We start from the raw sequence: 22,005 nt of genomic DNA, 5'->3' as shown, positions 1-22,005 counted from the left end.
ATGCGGTGGGCGCTGAGAGGTGTGCGTCGTGGCGGGTGCGGCGCTTGTAAGATCGAGCGCCGCCCGTACGGCGTATCGCGAGCGTTTTTCAGGCCAGTAACGCCTGTGACCGGTGCGCGTGTACGCCTGGTTTGCCTAAGCAGATCTCACAGGCGCCTGCGCTTGCCCAGGCTGGGGATGGTGGTCGCCGGGATCACGACCTGCTCCTGTTCCGGCCGTGTGCTGGCTGCCAGGCCCGACAAGGTAGGTTGGCTGAACAAGGTCCTGGCATCGACGTGCAGGCCGGCCTGGCGCATGCGTGCGACCAGGCCGACCGCCAGCAGTGAGTGCCCGCCCAACTCGAAGAAGTTGTCATCCCGGCCGACCTGCTCGATTTTCAGCACCTCGGCCCAGATCGCTGCAAGCGCTGCTTCCACCTCCCCCTGCGGCGCGTGGTAGGCGCGGCTGATCACCGCGTGCGCATCCGGTTCTGGCAATGCAGCGCGGTCCAGCTTGCCGTTGGCACTCAGTGGCAGGTGCGACAGAGCCACGAACGCCTGGGGCACCATGTACTCGGGCATGCACCCCAACAGGTGGCTGCGCAGTACGGTCAGGGCGGGTGCCGACGTACCGGGGCGGCAGGTGAAATACGCCACCAGGCGCTCGTCGCGCATCATTACCACCGCCTGGCCCACGGCGGGGTGGGCCGCCAGGGAGGCTTCGATTTCACCCAGCTCCACGCGCAAACCACGCAACTTGATCTGGAAATCATTGCGCCCGATGAAGTCCAGCTGGCCATCGGCCCGGTAGCGCACAAGGTCACCCGTGCGGTATAGCCGGTCGCCTTCGACGAACGGGCTGGCGATGAAGCGCTCGGCCTGCAACTGCGCCAGCCCCAGGTAGCCGCGCGCCACGCCAACCCCGCCAATGTGCAGCTGCCCCACCGCCCCCAACGGCACCGGGCGATCATGTTCATCGAGCACGTACAAACGGGTATTGGCAATCGCCCTGCCGATCGGCGGCGCCTGCTCGGGTACGGGTTCGTGGGGGTGCAAGGTCCAGGCGGTGCTGTCCACCGTTGCCTCGGTGGGGCCGTACACGTTGTGTACCCGCACCTTGGGCAGGTGTAGGCGCACGCTGCGCAGCAAGGCCACCGTCAGGTCGCCGCCGCCACAGAAAATGTCAGTCAGGCTGGTGCAACGCTCCACGCCGGGCTGTTCCAGAAACTGGTGCAGCAGCGCGGGTACGAACTTGACAACCGTCACCTGCCTGGCCTGCACAAGCGCCACCAGGTAAGCCGGGTCACGATGGCCATCCGGCCTGGCCAGTACCAGGCGCAACCCGGCCGTGAGCGGCCAGAACAGTTCCCACACCGAGCCGTCGAAGGTGCACGGCGCCCTTTGCAGCAACGCGTCACCCGGCCGTGGTGGGCGAATGTGCGAGCCCCAGTGCATGAGGTTGCACAGGCCGCGGTGTTCGATCATCACGCCCTTGGGTGTGCCGGTCGAGCCTGAGGTGTACATCACATAGGCCAGGTGCCTGGGCCCCAGGCCCGCCACCTGCGGGTTGCCGACTGCGCTGGCTTGCCAGCCATCCGTGCCCAGGTCCAGCACGGGGCACGGCGCGTTGCTGAACAAGCCATGGGTAGCGCCCTGTACCAGCACAACCCGCGGTTCACTGTCCTGCAGCATGAAGCGCAGGCGCTCTTCAGGGTATTCCGGGTCCAGCGGCACGTAGGCACCGCCCGCCTTCATCACCCCGAGCAAGGCCACCATCAGGCAGATACCACGCTCTATACACACCGCCACCCGACGGTCCGGGCCCACACCCAATGCGATCAGATGATGGGCCAGCCGGTTGGCCTGTTCATTCAGGCATTGGTAGCTCAGGCTGCCTTGCTCGTCCTGTACGGCGATGGCATCGGGGGTACGGTGTACCTGCGCCTCGAACAATGCAGGCAGGGTCTGGCCATACGGGCTACTGCGGTCCTCGCTGTCATTGAAACCGTGCAGCAGCAGTTGCAGTTCGCCCTCCGGAATCGGGCACAGCGTGTGCAGCCCGGCGGTGTCCTGGCATGCCAGGGCATGGTTGAGCTGGCCCAAGGCCTTGAACAGAAAGCCCAGTACCCGCTGTGCGCCCAGGGCACTGGGCGCCCGCACGGCCAGTTGCAACGCATCGCCAAGGTCATCCACGGTCAGTACCAAACCGTGGCTGTGCACTTCGCTGGCTTCCACCAGTTCCACCCCGGGAAGCACCTGGCCAAAGCCCACGCCGCCCTGGCGGTAGTTCACCAGGCTGTCGAACAGCGGCGTGCCCGCGGGCTGGCCACTGCATTGCTGGGCGAGGATCAACGGTGCATCTTCGTGGGCAAGCAACGCCGCTAACCCCGCGTGGGTATCGCTCAGCGCCTGCTGGGGCGAGCGGTCGGCCAGCTGGACGCACAGCGGCAGGCTGTTGATGAACATGCCCATGGCACGGTCGGCGCCGGGCCCGGCCATGCTGCGCCCCAGCAACACTGTACCGAGCACCACCTGGTCGCGGCCCCCGAGGCTACCCAGCACCTGGGCCCAGGCCAGGTGCAGCAGGCTGGCGAGGCTGGCACCGTGCCTGCGCGATTGCAGGCGCAGCCCAGCGATCAGTTCAGGCTGCAGGTCGAGGGTGCGGCTTTCCACGTCCTGTTCGTCCAGCGTTGCCCCGCCCCACCCTTGCAAAGGTGGCTGCGGCTGGCGCTCGGCTAGCTGCTTGCGGAAAAACGCCTCATGGGCGGCCTGACGCTCCGGGCGGGTGCTGACGGCCACGTAGTCGCGGTAGGGCACCGGCGCTGGTAACTGTTGCGCCTGCCCGGCCATGCAGGCGCGCAGCTCGCCCAGCAGCACCTGGAGCGAAACCGCGTCGTTGATCAGGTGATGGAAGCGCAGCAGGCCTAGCCAACGGCCTTGCGCAGCGTCCTCGGTATACACCAGGGCCATCATGGGCGCTGCCAGCAACGACAACGGCTGTCGCTGTGGGTCAAAGTGGCTGCGCAACTGCTCGGCCGGGCCGTGCCAGTGCTGTACCGGCAAGCGGGCGTTTCGCCACACAACCTGCTGGGGTGCCTGCAGGCCTTCCCAGACAAGGCTGGTGCGCAGGATGTCGTGGCGGTCGATGACCTGCTGCAGCGCCTCGGCGAACGCCTGCAACTGCTCGGCCGTGGTGAAGGCAAACAGCGCCTGCTGCTGGTACGGGTCCCGCGCATCGGTCACATGGTGGTACAGCAGCCCCTGCTGCAAGGGCGCCAGGGGGTAGATTTCCTGCACATTGGCGGCGCCGCCCGGCACGGTGCCCACGATGTGGTCGATGGTGGCCTGGCTCAGGCAGGTGAGCGGCAACATCGGCGGGGTAATGCGCTGGCAGCCCGGGGGGACGGCGGGCGCCGGCGTGGCCACGGTGTCGATGGGGCGAGCGCTGGCCGCCAGCGCGGCAAGGGTGGATTGGCCGAAGAGCACCTGCACATCGGCTTGCAGGCCTTGCTGACGCATGCGTTCGATCAATTGCACCGCAAGCAACGAGTGGCCGCCCAGCTCGAAGAAGTGGTCACGCCGGCCCACACGTTCAACCTGCAACAGCTCGGCCCATAACTGTGCCAGGCAGCACTCAACCTCGCCCTGCGGCGGCTCATGCTCACGCCGTACGCTGGCCGCTTCGTCTGCTGCCGGCAAGGCGCGCCGGTCCAGCTTGCCGTTGGCCGTCAACGGCCAGCGAGCAACGCGTACGTAGGCCGCCGGTAGCAACGCGATGGGCAGGCGGTCACGCAGGTGATCATGCAGTTCGCGGGGCGCGACCGCCTGGTCTGCCATGAACCAGGCCTGCAACTGCCCGTCACGCAGCATGACCACTGCTTCGCCCACTGCCGCGTGGCTGCACAGCGCCGCCTCGATTTCGGCCAACTCTACCCGTACCCCGCGGATCTTCACCTGGTCGTCGTTGCGCCCCAGGTACTGCAATGCACCATCTGGCTGCCAGCGCACCCAGTCACCGGTGCGGTACATACGCGCCCCCGGCTGTGGGCTGAACGGGTCGTGCAGAAAGCGCTCGGCGGTCATCTGCGGCTGGTTGAGGTAGCCACGGGCAACGCCTTCGCCACCGATGTACAACTCACCGGCCGCGCCAACCGGCAGCTGGTTGCGCTGCGCATCCAGCATGTACAGCCGGGTGTTGGCCACCGGGCCGCCAATGTGCAATGGGCCGCCGGGTACCACCAGGCCCGACGTCGCCACCACCGTGGTTTCTGTGGGGCCGTAGTTGTTGATCACCTGGAAGCCGCGCTCGCGGCCAAGACGGCGCAAGCGGTCGCCCCCCACCAGCAGGGTGCGCAAGGTCGGGTGCTGGTGGCCTTGGGCAAAGGCGTGCTCGGCCACGGGGGTTGGCAGAAAACTCACGTCCAGTGGCTGGGCACGCCACCAGGCCAGCAATGCATCGATGTCTTCGGCGCCGTCGCGCACAGGCGCCAGGTGCAAGGTCGCCCCGCAGCACAGTGCCGGCCAGGTTTCCCAGGCCATGGCGTCGAAGCCAAAGCCGGCGACGCTGGACTGATGGCGACCTGGGCCGAGGTCGAAGCGGCTGCAATGCCAATCGACCAGGTTGGCCAGCATGCGTTGCTCCACCATCACGCCTTTGGGTTGCCCGGTCGAGCCGGAGGTATAAATGACGTAGGCCAGGTGCTCGGGTGACTGCGGTAGGAACCTGAAGCCAGCGGCGGGCTGGCCCTGCCAGGCAAACCGGTCCAACTCGATCTGCGGCCGGCCATGGGCAGGCAGGCGCTCACTGAAGCGCGACAAGGTCAGCACCACCTGCGGCGCGCTGTCGCGCAGCAGGTAGGCGATGCGCTCGGTGGGGTGAGTGGCATCAATGGGTACGTAGGCAGCCCCGCTTTTGAGCACCGCCAGCAGCCCTGCCAAGGTGTCCAGCCCGCGCTGGCCCACCACCGCCACCCGCTGCTCGGGGGTGACGCCCAGGCTTGCCAGGTGCTGGGCCAGCAAGGTCGCCCGGCGGTCCAGTTCGCCATAGCTCAGTTGGTGTTCACCGAAGCGCGCAGCAATGGTGTGCGGGCGGGTATTGGCTTGCCACTCGATGCGCCGCTGGATCAACGCAGCATCGCCTGAGGCCAATGTGCGCCCCGTGTCGTTCCATTGCCACAGGTTGTGTTGATCTGCCTCGGTCAGCACCTCGAACGCAGCCACCGCCAGCTGCGGCAGGGCCAAGCCCTGCTCCAGCACATGCAGCAGCCGCGCCGCCAGGGCCTGCACTTCGTCGTCCGCCAGCCATGCGCGATCATGCACCAGGTGCAGGCGCGCTGCGCCGGTGTGGGTGTTGCAGCGCAGGTGAATACTCAGCGGTGCAGGTTCATGGCCGTTGCTGATCATCACGGTATGGCTAGCGGTGTCACCGATGCACAGGGCGTTGGTGTCCTCCTCAAACGACACCAGCACTTCGAACAGCCGCGCTCGCCCGCCAGGTTGAACGGCCAGTTCGCGCTGCAACGCGCTCAGGGCGTAGCGTTGATGGCGAAAATCCTGTTTCAGCGCCTCGGCGATGCCCTGGACCAACGGCGAAAACGCCAACCCGCGACCGAAGCCCATGCGCAATGCACTCACTTGCGTGAACAGCCCGAGCGTGGCCTTGAAGTGTGCATTGCTGCGGTTGCGCACAGGCAAGCCCACCACCCATTCATCGCGTTGCCAAGTGCGGCTCACACACACGTGCAGCGCGGCCAGCAATACGTGGAATGGCGAGGCGTTCAGCGGCGCGGCCAGTTCGCGCATGCGTGCCAGCAGGCTTGGGGCAAACGCCAGTTCCAGCGCGCCACTCGGCGAGGGGGCGTGCGCAGGTTGTTGGCGGGGTTGCAACAGCGGGTCGGGCAGGCTTGCGTACCGGGCCAGCCAATAGGCACGGTCCTTGGCATGGCGCGCAGAGGCCTGATAGCGGGCATCGTCTTCGATGAAGGTTGTGTAGGACGGTGCGCTGCCCGGCAGGGGCTGGCCCAGTTCAAGCTGCCGGTACAGGTGGGCAAGCTGCTTGAACCATTGATCGACACCCCAGCCGTCCAGCACCAGGTGGTGCGCCTTGAGCGCCAACAGGTGTTGATGCTCGTCGATGCGCACCAGCATCACCCCCCACAGAGGCGCCTTGCTCAGTTCGAAAGGCGTTTGCATCCAGCCCTGTAGCAAGGTGCGTGCTGCCTGCACCGGGTCTTGGCTGGCCTGCACGTCATCCACTGCAAAGCGCACAGGCGTGGCGCCGGCAAAGCACTGCCGCGCGATGCCCTGGTCGGTGACCAGTGCAGCCCGTAGCCCATCGTGCAGCCGCGCCAGGTGCTCGACGGCCTGCTCTAGCCGTGCCTGGTCCACCGGGCCGTGCACATGCACGTAGGCGCCGATGTTGTACAACGGCGAAGGCCCGTGGCTGAGCTGGTCCAGCCAGATGTCCTGCTGGGCAACGGTCAGGTCGAAAGTGTCGGCGACGGGCATGATTCGGCAGGTCCTTCTGATTGATCATCCGCCGATTCAACCACTGGCCCTGCGCGCTGTATGGCCTGTTAAACCCGGACATCCTGCCAGTTGCAGCCGTTGGCTTATTGTTGTGTAGGACATTGGCTATAACCCTGCGCGTGTGATGGCGCACGGCATACCGTATGCGGCGCGATCCGGTCGCAACCGTCGCAGTTCTGACGTCAAAATGCTGGCATCTTGCAACCTCACAGGTCGCCGCACGCTCGGCCCGGCCTTTCATCAGCGGCAAACCATGGCATGTTCTGTCCCCGATTCCCATTACAGACGCCCAGGCCCTGGCGGGCTTGAATAGGTGCCAACCACCCATCCGCCCCAACGTCGAGGAACGCCTGAGCGCGCACCTGCCGCAAACCTTCGGCTACAGGAAAACAGACATGATGCTGAGCAGCCCCCGCGAACACCGCCCCGACCCGCAGTTGTACCTGCAGTTGGGCGAACTCATCGCCGGCACCGGTGGCGCAGGCTTTGCCGGGCAGATGCTGCGGCTGGTGCAGGCCCAGGTGTGCGTGCACTGGCTGGAGCTCAGCGAATGGACACTCGACCTGCCCCAGGCCGAGCCCAGCACTATCCAGGTACTGGGCAGCGCCGGGCTGGAGCCTGTGCAGCACAGTGGCCGCCGCTTGCGTCAGCCGCTGCTGCAACGCATCCGGCAGATGCACGACCCGCTGCTGATCGAGTTCAAGGCTTCGCACGGCAGCTGCCAGCAGCACAACAGCCACCAGTGCCATGTGGTGTCCTGCAGCGGCAGAAAGCGCTGGGTCATCAGCTTTCACCGGCAGCCCAGCCAGCCGGCCTTCTCCCTCGGCGACCTGTCACAGCTCAAGAACCTTTGCGAAACCTTGCTGCCCTTGGTGGAACACCACGGCCAGTTACTGGACCACAGTATTCACCCTCCTGGTAGCGCACCGAACGATTCGGAACCCACTGCGCTGCGCCAGGCCTTTGCCGAGCGCTTGAGCAAGGAAGCGGTGAGGCTGTCGGTGCGGGAACAGGAAGTGTGCCTGGGCCTGCTCACCGGGGGCACCGTGCCAGAGATGGCCCAGCGCCTGAATGTGAAGAACAGCTCGGTAGAAACCTACCTCAAGCGCGCCACCGCCAAGCTAGGTGTGAGTGGCCGACATGGCCTGGCCAAGTGGATGGCCGGGGCCTGCTAATCCAAAAGCACATCGTGTAACTAAATAATGCATTTGATAATGATTCGTAGTACTTTCGCGGCGCAGTTATAACTTCCACTTCACTGCCCTCTTTCAGGACCGTACTGTCGATGCGTCGCACGTTCGTTTCGCTTTGTGTACTACATGCCATTTCCCCCCTGACTTTTGCCGCACCGGGTGCCCCAGGTGACGCGGCCCAGGTCGAACTCCAGGCCTTGAGCATCACCGGTAGCGCCGACAGCGAGCGGGCTGACGGCCCGGTGGACGGCTACAAGGCCAGCCGCTCAGCCAGCGCCACCCGCACCGACACCGCCTTGCACGACACGCCACAGTCGCTAAGCGTTGTACCCAAGGATGTGCTGCAGGACACCGGTGCCACCCGCCTGCAAGATGGCCTGGACTACGCCGGCGGTGTCGGCCGGGCCAACAATTTTGGTGGCCAGGGCCTTACCACCTTTACCGTTCGCGGCTTTACCACCGGCGAGTTCTATCGCAACGGGTTCCCGATCAACCGCGGCTACCCCAATGCGCCAGACGCCAACACCGTCGAGCGCCTGGAGGTCATCCGCGGCCCGGCCAGCAGCCTGTATGGCCGTGGCGACCCTGGCGGCACCTTCAATGTGGTCAGCAAGCAGCCGCTGGCAGACCCCAAAGTAACCCTGGGCACCCAGGTGGATGACCAGGGCATGCACCGCGCTACGCTGGACGCCACTGGGCCACTGAGCCAGGACGGCGCCCTGGCGTACCGCCTGAACGTGCTGGGCGAAGGGGGTGAAAGCTTCCGCGACGATGTGCAGAGCGAACGCTACGACGTGGCCCCGGTGCTCAGCTGGCAGGTGAACGACAGCACCAAGATCGTCTTCGAAGGCGACTTCATGCGCAACAACCACCCGCTGGACCGCGGGCTCACCCGCTATGGCACCCAGACGCGCAGCGCCTCGCGTGACACTTACATCTGGGAAAAAGGCAGCGACAACCTGCTGCACAACGACAACAACATGGCCCAGGTCCGCTTCGAGCACTTGCTCAACGACGACTGGACCCTGGCCGGTGGTTTCCAGTTTCTGGACGGCAGCCTGAAGGGCAACGCGGTAGAGGCCAACAAGGCACCCGCCGACGGCCATACCCTGCAGCGCAACTTCAACTACCGCAAGCTGGAGTGGACCGACCGCGACTGGCAATTGAACCTGACCGGGCACTTCGACACCGGCACGTTCAGCCACACGCTGCTAACTGGCGTGGAGTACGAAAATTACGACTACAACTCGATCATCCAGCGCTCATCGGCAAAAGATGGCACCTACCCGATCGATATCTACCACCCCGTGCTGGGCCAGCCCCGCCCTGCGCTCACCCGTACCACCACCTGGGACAAGGAAAACCTGCAGACCTGGGCGTTCTTCATCCAGGACCAGGTCGCCCTCACCGACCGCCTGAAGGCCCTGGCCGGCGTACGCTTCGAGCGCTTCGAGCATGACTACGACGACAAGCTGGCCACCAATCGCGATTTCAGCAAGGGCGAAAATGGCGTCACGCCCCGTCTGGGCCTGCTCTACGACCTGACTGACACCGTGGCGGTGTATGCCAACACGGCGCGGTCGTTCAAACCCAACACCGGCACCCCTGCCAGTGACGGCGGCGGGTTCGACCCGGAAAAAGGCAAGTCCTACGAGCTGGGCGTGAAGTGGGAAGCGCTGGACCGGCAGCTCAGCGTCGACGCGGCGATCTACCATATCGTGAAGGAAAATGTGCTGGCCAACGACCCCAACGACCCGACCGGCACCTTCAAAGTGGCGGCCGGTGAGGTCCGCAGCCGTGGTCTGGATATCAACGTGGCCGGCAATCTGACCCCGGAATGGCGGATGATCGGCGGCTATTCCTATGTGGATGCCGAGGTCACCAAGGACACCACCCTGCCCTCGGGCACGCGACTGGCCAACATTCCGCGCAACACCTTCAGCCTGCTGAACACCTACGAATTCCAGGACGGCGTGGCCAAGGGCCTGGGGCTGGGTGTGGGCGTGAAATACCTGGATGACCGCGCCGGGCAGACTGCCGCAACCACGTACACCATGGAGCGCTACAACGTGGTGGACTTGCTGAGCTTCTACAAGGTCAACGAGCACGTACGTGTGAACCTGGACTTGAAGAACGTGTTCAACAAAGGCTACGACGAAGGCTCATTCAACAGCTACGTGTACCCGGGGGCACCGCGTACGTTGCAGGCCGGGGTTGCCTACACGTTCTAAGGTGCACCAGGCCTGTGGACAGCGAGCCACCCACCGGCCTGGCTCCTGGTATCAGAAGCCCTTGCTGTAGAACAGCGAGTACGACTCGATGCCGTCGTTGGGCTGCTTGATGCCGGCGTTGGAGTAGTGAATGGCACGGATGCCGACCTTCTGCTCCGACGGCAGTTTCAAGCCCAGGCCGATGCGGTCTTCGAAGTTGAACGACGAACCCAGGTGCTGGTCACCCACGTTGGTCTTGGAGAAAGCCGCAATACCGATGCCCGCCTCGATGTAAGGGGTGTAGGTGAAGCCGCTGAATTCATAGGTGAATACCGGGGCGAACGACAGGGAGTGCGCGCCGCTGGCGTCACCGCCCTCCCAGTAGGTGTAGCCTGCATCCCAGTAGCCGGTCAGGTGGCCGACACTGCTCTCCAGCCACTTCTTGTCCCAGTCGAAGGACAAGCCGATGCGGTAGGTCATGTCGCCTTGGCTAGTCGCGCCTACAGCGCCGGAAATCTGCGCGGCCTGGGCCAGGTTGGCCCCCGCGAACGCAAGCAAAGCGGCGGCTAGCGACGCTGCAATACGGGTTTTCATCGACGACATCTCCTGATGGTGTACACGGCAAACGGGGGCTTTGGCCCCTCGAAATATGGGGTGACCATTAAGCTTTTTTTGGTCACAACAAGTAATACTTTCTTGATTATTGTCCACTTGTTCAGGAAGAAGAAAGGAAAATGCCATCATTGACGCCAAAAAACTTCCCTGAAGAACGAGTGGCCAAGCCACCAGACCTGATATTTTAAAAATAATTCATTCAAATCAGATGGTTGGGCTACTTTCCTCAAGCAATTTCACAAATGCGCTGAGGCTCTGCGACACGGTGCCCCGTCGCCACACCAGCCACGTTTTGAGGTAGCGGAAGTCTTCACACATGGGCCATGCGCTCACCGTGCTGCACCCGGGCATGTTGTCCAGCATGGTGCGCGGCATCATGGCCAACCCTGCGCCTGCACTGACGCACGCCAGCATGCCGTGGTAGGACTCCATCTCGTGGATCTTGCCTGGCACCGCCTGGTCCTGCACAAACCAGTTCTCGAAGTGGTGCCGGTAGGAGCAGTTGGCGCGAAAGGCGTAGATGCTTTCGCCATTCACATCCTGGGCCCGGGTAACCGGTGGGTGGTTGAGTGGCGAGATGATCACCATTTGCTCTTCGAAAACCGGCATCCCCTCGAGCGTGGGGTGCAGGATGGGGCCATCGACAAATGCAGCCACCAGCCGCCCCGACAGCACCCCCTCGAGCATGGTGCCCGAGGGCCCGGTGGACAGGTCCAGGTCCACCTTGGGGTAGCGCTGGTTATAAGCGGCCAGCAGTGCCGGGATACGGACCGCTGCAGTGCTTTCCAGCGAACCCAGGGCAAAGGTGCCCTGGGGGTCTTCACCCGCTACCGCAGCACGGGCTTCGTGCACCAGGTCGAGAATGCGGCGGGTGTACTCGAGGAAGTTCCAGCCAGCGGGTGACAGCCGCAGGCGGCTTTTTTCCCGAATGAACAAGTCAACGCCCAGGTCTTCTTCCAACTGCTTGATACGTGTGGTGAGGTTGGACGGCACACGGTGAATGTGCTGCGCGGCAGCGCTGATGCTGCCCTGCTCCGCCACAGCCTTGAAAATTTCCAGTTGCACCAGGTCCACTTCATTCTCCAAGCGTGAATGTTTCGCTCATTATTATTCAGTTTTCATTAAACCCCTAGCCCGCTAGTCTGGCTCCACTGCCTAATAACAGCGAGAGATCCTTGCCATGAGTGCGATCAGCAGCCAGACCCACGCCATCTCCCTCGACCCGTTCACCGGCGAGCAGATTGGTGCCTACCCGTTCGACAACGACGCCGCACTGGAAGCGGCGCTGCAACGTGCCAAGGTGGGTTATGCGCACTGGCGCCAGGTATCGCTGGCTCAGCGCAGCGAATACCTGTTGGCGCTGGGTGACGCACTGGAACGCCAGGCAGAAACCTTCGCCCAGATGATCAGCCGTGAGATCGGCAAGCCGATCACCCAGGCCCGTGGCGAGGTGGCCAAGTGCGTCGGCCTGTGCCGCTGGTACGCCGAGCACGGCCCGGCCATGTTGGCCCCGGAACCGACCCAGGTCGAGAAAGCCCGTATCGAGTATCGCCCGCTGGGGCCGATCCTGGCTGTGATGCCCTGGAACTTCCCCATCTGGCAGGTGCTGCGCGGCGCCGTGCCAGCCATTCTGGCCGGCAACACCTATGCCCTCAAGCACGCCCCTAACGTGATGGGCAGCGCCTACCTGCTGGGCAAGTTGTTCAAGGATGCCGGCCTGCCCGACGGCGTGTTCGAGGTGCTGAACGTGACCCCGGACGGTGTTACCCGCGCCATCAACGACCCGCGTATCGCCGCGGTCACCCTGACCGGCAGCGTGCGTGCCGGTATGGCCATCGGTGCGCAAGCCGGTGCTGCCTTGAAGAAGTGCGTGCTGGAGCTGGGCGGTTCCGACCCGTTCATCGTGCTGGCCGATGCCGACCTGGATGCTGCCGTGCAGGCCGCTGTGATCGGCCGCTACCAGAACACCGGCCAGGTGTGCGCGGCTGCCAAGCGCCTGATCGTGGAACAGGGCATCGCCGATGCCTTCACCCGCAAGTTCGTGGAAGCTACCCGCGCACTCAAGGTCGGTAACCCGCTGCAGGACGACACCTACGTCGGGCCGATGGCCCGCTACGACCTGCGTGATGAGCTGGACGGCCAGGTGCAGGCTACCCTGGCGGAGGGCGCCACGCTGTTGCTGGGCGGCAGCAAGGTGGAGGGCGTTGCGAACGTCTATGCGCCCACGGTGCTGGGCGATGTCACCCGGGACATGACTGCCTTCAAGCAGGAGCTGTTCGGGCCGGTGGCCGCCATTATCACGGCCCGCGATGCGGAACATGCGGTGGAGCTGGCCAACGACAGCGATTTTGGCCTGGCTTCGACCATCTACACCGCCGACTACGCCTTGGCCGAGCGCATGACCACGGCCCTGGATACCGGCGCGGTGTTCATCAACGGCTATTGCGCGTCCGACCCCCGTGTGGCCTTCGGCGGGGTGAAGAAAAGCGGGTTTGGGCGTGAGCTGTCACACTTCGGCGTGCGTGAGTTCACCAACGCGCAAACCGTTTGGCTTGACCGCAACTGACCCTTCCCTCAGGGGCTGTGGCACAGCCCCTGAGGCTTAATCGCGAACTTGGTCCTTGACCCAGTCCAGCATCCCACCTGGCACGATCAATTCGTGCCGGGCGCGCGAACAGGCGGTGTACAACCCCGCCAGCATGCGTGCCCGCTCATTGCGATTACCCGCCACCTGCGGGGGCACCATCAGCTCCGGCGACACCATCACCCGGGCGAACTCCCTGTTTTTCACATCCCGCACCCGGCCCAGGAACAACGTGGGCGCCTTGTCCCAGCGGTAACGGCTTTTGGCCTTGGCGAAATGCGCTGGCGTGTAGCCTTTGCCCAGCATGTTGTGCACCGCGATAAACGCCTTGTCGTCGCCCTTGTCCTGGGCCAGTGCCTGCCAGCTGGCATAGCGGAACAGCATGGGGTGGCGCGGGCGTGTCCCATGGCGGTACAGCTCGATGCAGTCTTCGACGAACAGTTCGAAATCCTTGCGCGCACTTGGCAGCAGCACAAAGGGCACGCCTTGGTGGGTCAGGCGCTGGAACCAGCCGAACAGCCCCCATTCGTCATCGACGATCAAGGCGGTGGGCTGCTCCGGCACCGTCACAGTGTCAAAGAAGCTCACGCGGGTGTAGTGCTCGGCACTGCCGCTGAACGCTGCCTGGATGGACGCCGGGTGCGCCTGTATCAGCGGGTTGAGCACGTTGTCCATGGCGGGGCCCGCACGCAGCGAATGATCGATGTAGCGCTGGCGGATGAAACCGCCATGGTGCGGGCTGAGGCCATTGAGGTTCTGCAACTCGTCGCCCAGCGCGATGACCGACTGCGGAGTGCGGTCGAGCACAGCCAGCATGGGCGCGGACAGCTCGTGGGCCTCATCGACGATGACATGGGTGTAGCGTGAATCAATCATGTAGCCAGTGAGCGACAACAACTTGATCCGGTGGTAGTCGCGCAGGGGCAGCTGGATGTCCCGCGCCGATGGGCGAATCAGCTCTTGCCAGTATAGGCGGGCCTTTTCCAGCAGCACTTCCTGGTCCAGAGGCGTGGTGCCCGCCCCGGCCCAGGGCAGGTGGTGCAATTGCAGCTGGCTGTCGGCGCTGTAACAGAAGGTACGTACCGCCCGTATGCACAGCGCAACCACGTCGCGGGCTGCCAGCGGGCCGATGTCGGGAATCCCCAGCCACCGCACCACCTGAGCCTCCTGGGGGCGCCAGGACCGTTTGGTGCGGTAAGCGTCACGCAGGCGGAAGCCATTGCTGGTGAGGTCGCGGTTGAGCAGCTCGTCGGCCAGTTGCCCGAAGGTGAGCGCGGTGTACGCGGCGGCATCCTTCACCCGTGCCTGCAATGCGCGCAACTGGCCTTCGGTCAAGGCCAGCAGCAAGGTGCGCTTGGGGTCCAGCAGGCGAGCGAACTGATGGATCAGGAAGGTCTTGCCGGTACCGGCGAAGCCCTGCACGGCGACCGATTCGTCGACGCCACTGAGGAACTCGCGCAGCAACCGGTTCTGTTGATCACTGAGCATCAGGTCGCTGGCCAGGGCTGGCAGGTACACGGGGTGCAGCGGTGTCACACGCTGGCGATACAGGTCGGCGAACTGGAAACGCCACTCACCCTGCTCGTCGAGCAGTTCGTCGGCGCTGCAGGGCACATCGTCCGCCAGCAGGGCGATGCCGTTCTCGCCCAACATGCCCAGCCCCATGGCAAACGCCTCGCGGTCGAACTGCTGCTGCACCTGGCCTTGAAAACGCCCAGGTGCGGCGGCCTCGACCTGGCTGGCGATACGCACCACCTCGGCAAACCTGCGCTCTTGTGCGTCTGCTGTGGCAGTAGACGGCTGGCGCGGCAGGTTCTGCACGAACACGGCAGCCGCAGCCTGAAGCAGCGAGGCCGCGGCCAGGAAGTGGGCAGGGGTGTCGTTGGCGAGGCGGTCAGCCTGTTCGCCAGACAAAGGCAGATAGAACATCGGCACCTCGGGTTGATCAGGGCGGCACCATAGCAATTTTCAGGGGGGAATGCAGGCCCATGTCAGCCCATCCCCACCCTCACCCGCTTCAATGTCTCGCTTGGAAACTCCTTGAACAACTGCCTGTAACTCTCTGAAAACCTTCCTAAATGCCAAAACGACCAGCGCATGGCGACCTCTGCCACCGTGACGCCAGTGTCACGCAGCAGGTCGCGCCTGGCGCCATTGAGCCGGCGCAAGCGCAGCCATTGTGCAGGTGGCATACCGGTGAATGCGCGGAACGCCTGTTGCAACTGGCGCAGCGACACCCCGGCCACGTCTGCCAGCTTCACCAGGTTGAGCGTTTCTTCAGGGCAATCGGCTGCCCATTCACTGACCGAACGCATGATCGCCCGCGCCTCGTCACGTCGGCCCAGGGCCGCGCCCTGGAGGCGCTGGCAGGCGTTGTCCAGAATGAACAGGCAGTCCTCCAGCAATTGCGGCGCCAGGGCCTGGGCCTGGTGCGGGCAGCCCGCTTCGGCCAGTTGCCGCAATGTGGCACTGAGCCAACTGCCGAACAACGCGTTCTGCCTGCTGCCCAGCGGCATCATGTACAGGCCGTCCAGCCGCGATGGGTGCAGCCCCTGCTGCGCCAGGAAGGCCTGGTCGAACACCACCGCCACCTCTTGGTAGTTCTCGGGCGTGATCCAGATGTTGCGGCTGTGCTCGTTCAGCAGGTACAGGCTGTCATCGCTGCGGTCGAAACAGAACGTCAGTGACCCCGGCGGCGCACGGAAAAACTGCTCCACCCGGGTATTGAGGCGCTCCTCGTACACCTGCACGCCATCGAGGCCCAGGCTGCGCAGCTCACCATTGAAATGCCCCGGGGACATCTGCCGGTACTGCTGCTGCCAGCCAGGGGTGGCACGCACTTGCTCAGTGACGTCGGTGGTGTGGAACGCCTGGACCTGCATCGCATTGGCGGCTGTCACGCAATATCCCATTTGCACTCTTTTGGTGCATTGGCAAGTGGTAAAAGTGGATAGATCACCCAATCATCAGTCGCCAAGATAGCCCTCAGCGCGTCACCTGGGAAGCACCTGCCTGCGTTGCTACCCGCCCAAAACCCAACCAAGAGGTCTGTATGAACGCCCCTTTCGATCAGCTGTCCGCCTGGCTGAAAGAACACCGCATCACCGAAGTCGAATGCGTGATCAGCGACCTGACCGGCATCGCCCGCGGCAAGATCGCCCCGACCGCCAAGTTTCTGCATGAGCGTGGCATGCGCCTGCCAGAAAGCGTGCTGCTGCAGACCGTGACCGGCGACTACGTGGATGACGACATCTACTACAGCCTGCTGGACGCGGCCGACATCGACATGGTGTGCCGCCCCGACCCCACCGCGGTCTACCAGATACCCTGGGCCATCGAACCCACCGCGATCGTGATTCACGATACCTTCGACAAACAGGGCAACCCCATTGCGCTGTCGCCGCGCAATGTGCTCAAGAAAGTACTCAAGCTCTACGCCGATAAAGGCTGGCAGCCCATTGTCGCCCCGGAGATGGAGTTCTACCTGACCAAGCGCTGCGAAGACCCGGACTTGCCGTTGCAGGTACCGCTGGGCCGCTCTGGCCGCGCCGAAAGTGGCCGCCAGTCGTTTTCCATCGACGCCGCCAACGAATTCGACCCCCTGTTCGAAGATGTCTACGATTGGTGCGAGCTGCAAGGCCTGGACCTGGACACCTTGATCCATGAAGACGGCCCGGCGCAGATGGAGATCAACTTCCGCCACGGCGACGCCTTGGACCTGGCTGACCAGATCACGGTGTTCAAGCGCACCATGCGCGAAGCTGCGCTCAAGCACAACGTGGCCGCCACCTTCATGGCCAAGCCGATCACCGACGAGCCCGGCAGCGCCATGCACCTGCACCAGAGCGTGGTGGATATCGCCACGGGCAAGCCGATTTTCGCCAACAACGACGGCAGCATGAGCACGTTGTTCCTGCACCATATTGGCGGTTTGCAGAAGTACATCCCCAAACTGCTGCCGATGTTCGCACCCAACGTCAACTCGTTCCGCCGTTTCCTGCCAGACACCTCGGCACCGGTGAACGTGGAGTGGGGTGAAGAAAACCGTACGGCAGGCCTGCGGGTGCCCACCTCCAGCCCCGAGTCGATGCGCGTGGAAAACCGCCTGCCCGGCGCAGATGCCAACCCTTACCTGGCCATCGCGGCCAGCCTGCTGTGCGGCTACCTGGGCATGGTCGAACAGGTCGACCCCAGCGCACCGGTGCAGGGCCGTGCCTACGAGCGACGCAATCTGCGCCTGCCGATCACCATCGAAGACGCCCTGCAGCACATGGAAGACTGCGAAACCGTGCAGCAGTACCTGGGCAAGCAGTTCGTCCAGGGGTATGTGGCGGTCAAGCGTGCCGAGCATGAAAACTACAAGCGCGTTATCAGCTCGTGGGAGCGCGAGTTCCTGATGCTGAGCGTCTGAGCCACCGGGGCTGCGCCGCAGCCCCGCTACACCGACTTCGAACAACAAGACCAACGAGGTGTTCCCATGCGTCATCTGCACACCCTGACGGCGGCTGCACTCACCCTGCTGTTCGCCACCACCAGCCACGCCGAATCCAGCGTCAGCGTGTACAACTGGACCGACTACATCGGTGACACCACCCTGGCCGACTTCCAGGCCAGCAGCGGCATCAAGGTGGTGTATGACGTGTTCGACTCCAACGAAACCCTGGAGGGCAAGCTGCTGGCCGGGCGCACAGGTTATGACGTGGTGGTGCCCTCGAACCACTTCCTGGCCCGCCAGGCCCAGGCCGGCGCGTTCATGCCGCTGGACCGCAGCAAGCTGCCCAACTGGCAGCACTTGGACCCCAAGCTGCTGAAACTGCTGGAGCAGAACGACCCCGGCAACCGCTATGCCGTGCCCTACCTGTGGGGCACCAACGGCATCGGCTACAACGTCGACAAGATCAAGGCCGCCCTGGGCATAGACCGTATCGATTCGTGGGCGGTACTGTTCGAGCCCGAGAACCTGAAGAAGCTCAAGCAGTGCGGTGTGGCGTTCATGGACTCCCCGGATGAACTGTTCCCGGCCATGCTCAACTACCTGGGCATGAACCCGCGCAGCGAAAATGCGGCCGACTACCCCAAGGCTGAAGCACGCCTGCTGGCGCTGCGCCCGTACATTACCTACTTCCACTCCTCCAAATACGTGTCTGACCTCGCCAACGGCAACATCTGCATCGCCTTCGGCTACTCCGGCGATGTGTTCCAGGCCGCTCACCGCGCCGCCGAGGCCAAGAACGGTGTGAAAATCGCCTACAGCATCCCCAAGGAGGGCAGCAACCTCTGGTTCGACCTGCTGGCCATCCCCAAGGATGCCAACAACCCGGAACAGGCGCTCGCCTTCATCAACTACCTGATGGATCCCAAGGTGATCGCCAAGGTCAGCGACACGGTCGGGTACGCCAACGGCAACCCGGATGCCAAGGCCTTCATGGATGCAGCCTTGGTAAACAACCCCGAGATCTATCCGCCGCAGGAGGTACTCGACAAGCTGTACATCTCCACCACCCAGAGCCCGAAGATCATGCGCCTGATGACCCGGTCCTGGACCAAGATCAAGTCCAACCGCTGAGCTGAGAATACCCATGCCTGCACAGAGCCAACACACTGCCTCGTACTATGCCGCCAGCGCCCGGCAACCGGCGCCCTACCCCAGCCTTGCGGGTGACCTGAGCGCCGATGTGTGCGTGGTCGGCGGCGGCCTCACCGGGGTGAACACTGCCCTGGAGCTGGCTGAGCGCGGGCTGTCGGTGGTGCTGCTGGAAGGCCGGCGCGTCGGCTGGGGGGCCAGTGGGCGCAACGGCGGCCAGCTGATCCGTGGCATCGGCCATGACGTCACGGGTTTTGCTCGGCATGTGGGCCAGGAGGGCGTGCGTTACCTGAAGCAGGCCGGCATCGATTCGGTCACCCTGGTGGCCGAGCGCATCGCCCGCTATGGCATCGCGTGCGACTTGCGCTGGGGCTTTTGCGAATTGGCCAACACCCCCGCCCAGTTCGAAGCGTTCGCCGCCGAGCAGGATGACCTGGCCAGCCTGGGGTATCGCCCCGAAACCCGCCTGGTCAGCGCCGAGCGCCTGCATGAGGTCGTGGCGAGCGATCGCTATGCCGGGGGCATGGTCGACATGGGCTCCGGCCACCTGCACCCGCTGGACCTGGTGCAGGGCGAGGCCCGTGCGGCGGCAGGCCTTGGCGTGCAGGTCTTCGAGCAAACCCCGGTGCTGCGCATCGAACACGGCCCACGGGTGACCGTGCACACCGCCCACGGCCGCGTGCAGGCGGAGCACGTGGTACTGGGTTGCAATGCCCACCTGGAGGGCCTGGAGCCAACGCTCAGCGGCAAGGTGTTGCCAGCCGGCAGCTATGTGGTGGCCACCGAGCCGCTGCCCGAGGCGCTGGCAGCCAGCCTGATCCCGCAGAACATGGCCCTGTGCGACCAGAAAGTGGGCCTGGACTACTATCGCCTCACGGCAGACCGCAGGCTGCTGTTCGGGGGCGCTTGCCACTACTCCGGGCGCGACCCTCGGGACATCGGCGCCTACATGCGGCCCAAGGTGCTCAACGTGTTCCCGCAGCTGGCCAACGTGCGTATCGACTACCAGTGGGGCGGCATGATCGGCATCACGGCCAACCGGTTCCCGCAGGTGGGGCGGCTGCGCCAGCACCCCAACGTCTACTACGCCCAAGGCTATTCGGGCCATGGGCTGAACGTGACCCACTGGACCGCCAAGCTGTTGGCCGAGGGTATAGCCGTGGGCCACAGCCAGGGCCTGGACGTGTTCAGCGCCGTCCCCCACCTCACCTTCCCCGGCGGCAAAGCCCTGCGCTCGCCGCTGTTGGCCATGGGCATGCTCTGGTACCGCCTGCGCGAAGCGCTCGGTTAACCCCCTGTGCAGCAGGCCCTGTGCTAACCTGCCCCGCTAAAAAACGCACCGCCACCCCAGCGGGCGCTCAAAGGGAAGCGGGCAGTGCTGCCCCGGTTAGTTCAGGATTCCTCACCCATGCAGTTCCACAAGAACATCAACGCCTTGCGGGCGTTGGCTGTGATGTCCGTCGTGCTCTACCACTTCAAGACCGCAGGCCTGAGCGCCGGCTTCATTGGCGTGGATGTGTTCTTCGTGATCTCGGGTTATCTCATGACCCGCATCATCGCCACTGGCCTGCAAGCCGGGCAGTTCTCGCTCATCGCTTTCTATGCCGCCAGGGCGCGCCGGATCATTCCCGCGCTTGCCGCACTGTGCGTGGTGCTGGCCGTGTTCGGTTACTTCTTCCTGCCCACGGACGACTACCGGGAGTTGTTGCGCACCACCAAGGAAAGCCTGCTGTTCACGTCCAACCACTACTTTGCCAAGGACGGCAGCTACTTCGACGCCCCACTGCAGGAAAACTGGCTGCTGCACACCTGGTCGCTGTCGGTGGAGTGGCAGTTCTACCTGCTCTACCCGCTGATCCTCATGGCCCTGTTCAAGCTGGGCAACCTGAGTAGGGTGAAGCTGATGGTGGCGGCCCTGGGGGCCTGTTCCCTTGCGGCTTCAATGGCCTACAGCGCCAGCCACCCTGTAGGTTCGTTCTTCCTGTTGCCTACCCGGGCATGGGAAATGATTGCCGGCGGGCTGGTGTACCTGTACCCGCTGAAGCTTTCGGGGCGGGCGGTGGCCGCCTCTGAAACCCTAGGGCTGGCACTGATTGGCGCTGCCCTGGTGCTGCTGCCACACGACGCTGCCTGGCCTGGTTACCTGGCCCTGGTGCCCGTTGCCGGTGCCATGCTGGTGATCCAGGCCAACTCAAACAGCGCGTTCGCACGCAACCGGTTGCTGCAATTTCTGGGGAAATGCTCGTATTCAATCTACCTGTGGCATTGGCCGCTGGTGGTGTTTCTGTATACCTGCGGGCTGCTGGACGACCCGCTGGCGACCGCGGTCGCCATGCTCTTGTCGGTGGGCCTGGGTGCGCTCTCCTACTATGGCGTCGAGGCCAGAACACGCAAAGTGGCACGGCCAGCCATGGGCCTTGCCCGCTACGTTGGCATGGGCCTGCTGGTGGTTGCCGCTGCCGGCGCGCTGGGTTCTGCGGTCAAGCACAACCCTCAGGTGCGCTGGGTCAAGCAGGACGGAAAACCGGAATACGAAAGCAAGCTGTATACCCAGCAGTGCACACCGAACGCGTTTGGCGCTTCGCAATGCCAGTTGGGCGCTGGCGAAATCACCGCCATTCTGCTGGGTGACAGCCATGCCCAGTCAACCGCGGCGGCCTTGATGCTGGAAACCGATCAGGCAGCGCTTGGCTGGGCCCGTGCGGGCTGCCCTACCCTGATCGAGTTCCACATGAACAACAAGGAGGTCGAGCGCAACTGCAAGGCGTTCAATGCCGAGAAGTTCGCGATACTGCAAACAGAGCACCAGGGGGTGCCGCTGTTCCTGTTCAGCCGCGCGGCGCTGTACACCGACCCGCGTCGCCACAGCGGTTACAGCCTGTACTTCGAGGGGGTACAGGACCAAGGCAGCCGTGCGTTCGAGCAGCGGTTCATCCAGGCTTACACCGACACGGTCTGCATGCTGGCAAGCCACCGGCCCGTGTACATCGTCAAGCCCATCCCGGAAATGCCGTTCAGTGTCTACAAGGGGTTGAACCTGCAGGCGCGGGTTTTGGGCATCAAGGCTGATATCTCAACCCCACTGGCGGGTTACCTGGCCCGCAACCGGCTGGCGCTGTCAGCCATGGACACGGCGGCGGCCACGTGCAACGCCAAGGTCATCGACCCGGTGCCGTACTTGTGCCCTGATGGGAAATGCATGGGGTCCAAGGGTGGGGTGCCGCTGTATTTCGACGACAACCACCTGATCGATGCCGGCAACGAGCAATTGCGCGGGTTGTTCAAAGGCACGCTGGCGCGTTAAGCGCCACAG

12 protein-coding genes are annotated in these 22,005 nt (G+C 64.1%); 7 read left to right on the top strand and 5 right to left on the bottom strand.

Going from position 1 to position 22,005, the window contains the following annotated elements; all coding sequences use genetic code 11:
• Nucleotides 1-146 precede the first annotated feature (146 nt).
• The gene (locus PPA02S_RS01440; RefSeq protein ID WP_042141139.1) at nt 147-6,485 is read right to left on the bottom strand and encodes a non-ribosomal peptide synthetase; all 6,339 of its coding nucleotides are present in this window, start codon (nt 6,483-6,485) and stop codon (nt 147-149) included.
• A gap of 416 nt (nt 6,486-6,901) precedes the next feature.
• Here PPA02S_RS01440 and PPA02S_RS01435 point away from each other — a divergent pair, with 416 nt between their 5' ends.
• Nucleotides 6,902-7,681 (top strand): helix-turn-helix transcriptional regulator, encoded by a 780-nt coding sequence (locus tag PPA02S_RS01435; protein ID WP_028634055.1) that lies wholly within the window; start codon nt 6,902-6,904, stop codon nt 7,679-7,681.
• Between the two features lie 110 nt (nt 7,682-7,791).
• The gene (locus PPA02S_RS01430; RefSeq protein ID WP_028634056.1) at nt 7,792-9,930 is read left to right on the top strand and encodes a TonB-dependent siderophore receptor; all 2,139 of its coding nucleotides are present in this window, start codon (nt 7,792-7,794) and stop codon (nt 9,928-9,930) included.
• 51 nt (nt 9,931-9,981) lie between these two features.
• Here the strand turns inward: PPA02S_RS01430 and PPA02S_RS01425 are convergent, their stop codons facing one another.
• Complete coding sequence (locus tag PPA02S_RS01425; RefSeq protein ID WP_028634057.1) at nt 9,982-10,503, bottom strand: acyloxyacyl hydrolase; 522 nt, start codon at nt 10,501-10,503, stop codon at nt 9,982-9,984.
• A 225-nt stretch (nt 10,504-10,728) separates the two neighbouring features.
• Nucleotides 10,729-11,598, bottom strand: a complete 870-nt coding sequence (gene ptrR, locus PPA02S_RS01420; RefSeq protein WP_028634058.1) for a putrescine utilization regulator PtrR — start codon at nt 11,596-11,598, stop codon at nt 10,729-10,731.
• A gap of 106 nt (nt 11,599-11,704) precedes the next feature.
• Between ptrR and PPA02S_RS01415 the strand changes: the two genes are divergently transcribed.
• Nucleotides 11,705-13,090, top strand: coding sequence for an aldehyde dehydrogenase family protein (locus PPA02S_RS01415; RefSeq protein ID WP_028634059.1), 1,386 nt, complete (start codon nt 11,705-11,707; stop codon nt 13,088-13,090).
• 36 nt (nt 13,091-13,126) lie between these two features.
• Here PPA02S_RS01415 and PPA02S_RS01410 read toward each other — a convergent pair whose 3' ends face one another.
• Both PPA02S_RS01410 and PPA02S_RS01405 read right to left on the bottom strand, forming a co-directional pair.
• Nucleotides 13,127-15,037 carry a DEAD/DEAH box helicase family protein gene (locus tag PPA02S_RS01410; RefSeq protein ID WP_028634060.1) on the bottom strand — a complete coding sequence of 637 codons (1,911 nt, stop codon included), beginning with the start codon at nt 15,035-15,037 and terminating at the stop codon, nt 13,127-13,129.
• A gap of 62 nt (nt 15,038-15,099) precedes the next feature.
• Nucleotides 15,100-16,008 (bottom strand): helix-turn-helix domain-containing protein, encoded by a 909-nt coding sequence (locus tag PPA02S_RS01405; protein WP_028634061.1) that lies wholly within the window; start codon nt 16,006-16,008, stop codon nt 15,100-15,102.
• A gap of 152 nt (nt 16,009-16,160) precedes the next feature.
• Between PPA02S_RS01405 and PPA02S_RS01400 the strand changes: the two genes are divergently transcribed.
• From PPA02S_RS01400 to PPA02S_RS01385, 4 genes are all read left to right on the top strand, one after another.
• Entirely contained in the window at nt 16,161-17,519 is a 1,359-nt protein-coding gene (locus PPA02S_RS01400) for a glutamine synthetase family protein (protein ID WP_028634062.1), read from the top strand.
• A gap of 66 nt (nt 17,520-17,585) precedes the next feature.
• Nucleotides 17,586-18,674 carry a polyamine ABC transporter substrate-binding protein gene (locus PPA02S_RS01395; RefSeq protein ID WP_028634063.1) on the top strand — a complete coding sequence of 363 codons (1,089 nt, stop codon included), beginning with the start codon at nt 17,586-17,588 and terminating at the stop codon, nt 18,672-18,674.
• A 13-nt stretch (nt 18,675-18,687) separates the two neighbouring features.
• Nucleotides 18,688-19,983 carry an NAD(P)/FAD-dependent oxidoreductase gene (locus tag PPA02S_RS01390; RefSeq protein ID WP_028634064.1) on the top strand — a complete coding sequence of 432 codons (1,296 nt, stop codon included), beginning with the start codon at nt 18,688-18,690 and terminating at the stop codon, nt 19,981-19,983.
• 117 nt (nt 19,984-20,100) lie between these two features.
• On the top strand, nt 20,101-21,996 hold the full coding sequence (locus tag PPA02S_RS01385; RefSeq protein WP_028634065.1) for an acyltransferase family protein: 1,896 nt from the start codon (nt 20,101-20,103) through the stop codon (nt 21,994-21,996).
• Nucleotides 21,997-22,005 lie beyond the last annotated feature (9 nt).

Origin of the sequence: Pseudomonas parafulva NBRC 16636 = DSM 17004, assembly GCF_000730645.1 — a bacterium.
Classification (GTDB): domain Bacteria; phylum Pseudomonadota; class Gammaproteobacteria; order Pseudomonadales; family Pseudomonadaceae; genus Aquipseudomonas; species Aquipseudomonas parafulva.
Note: the sequence above shows the minus strand (reverse complement) of the source record. Positions and strands in the feature narration are given on the sequence as shown.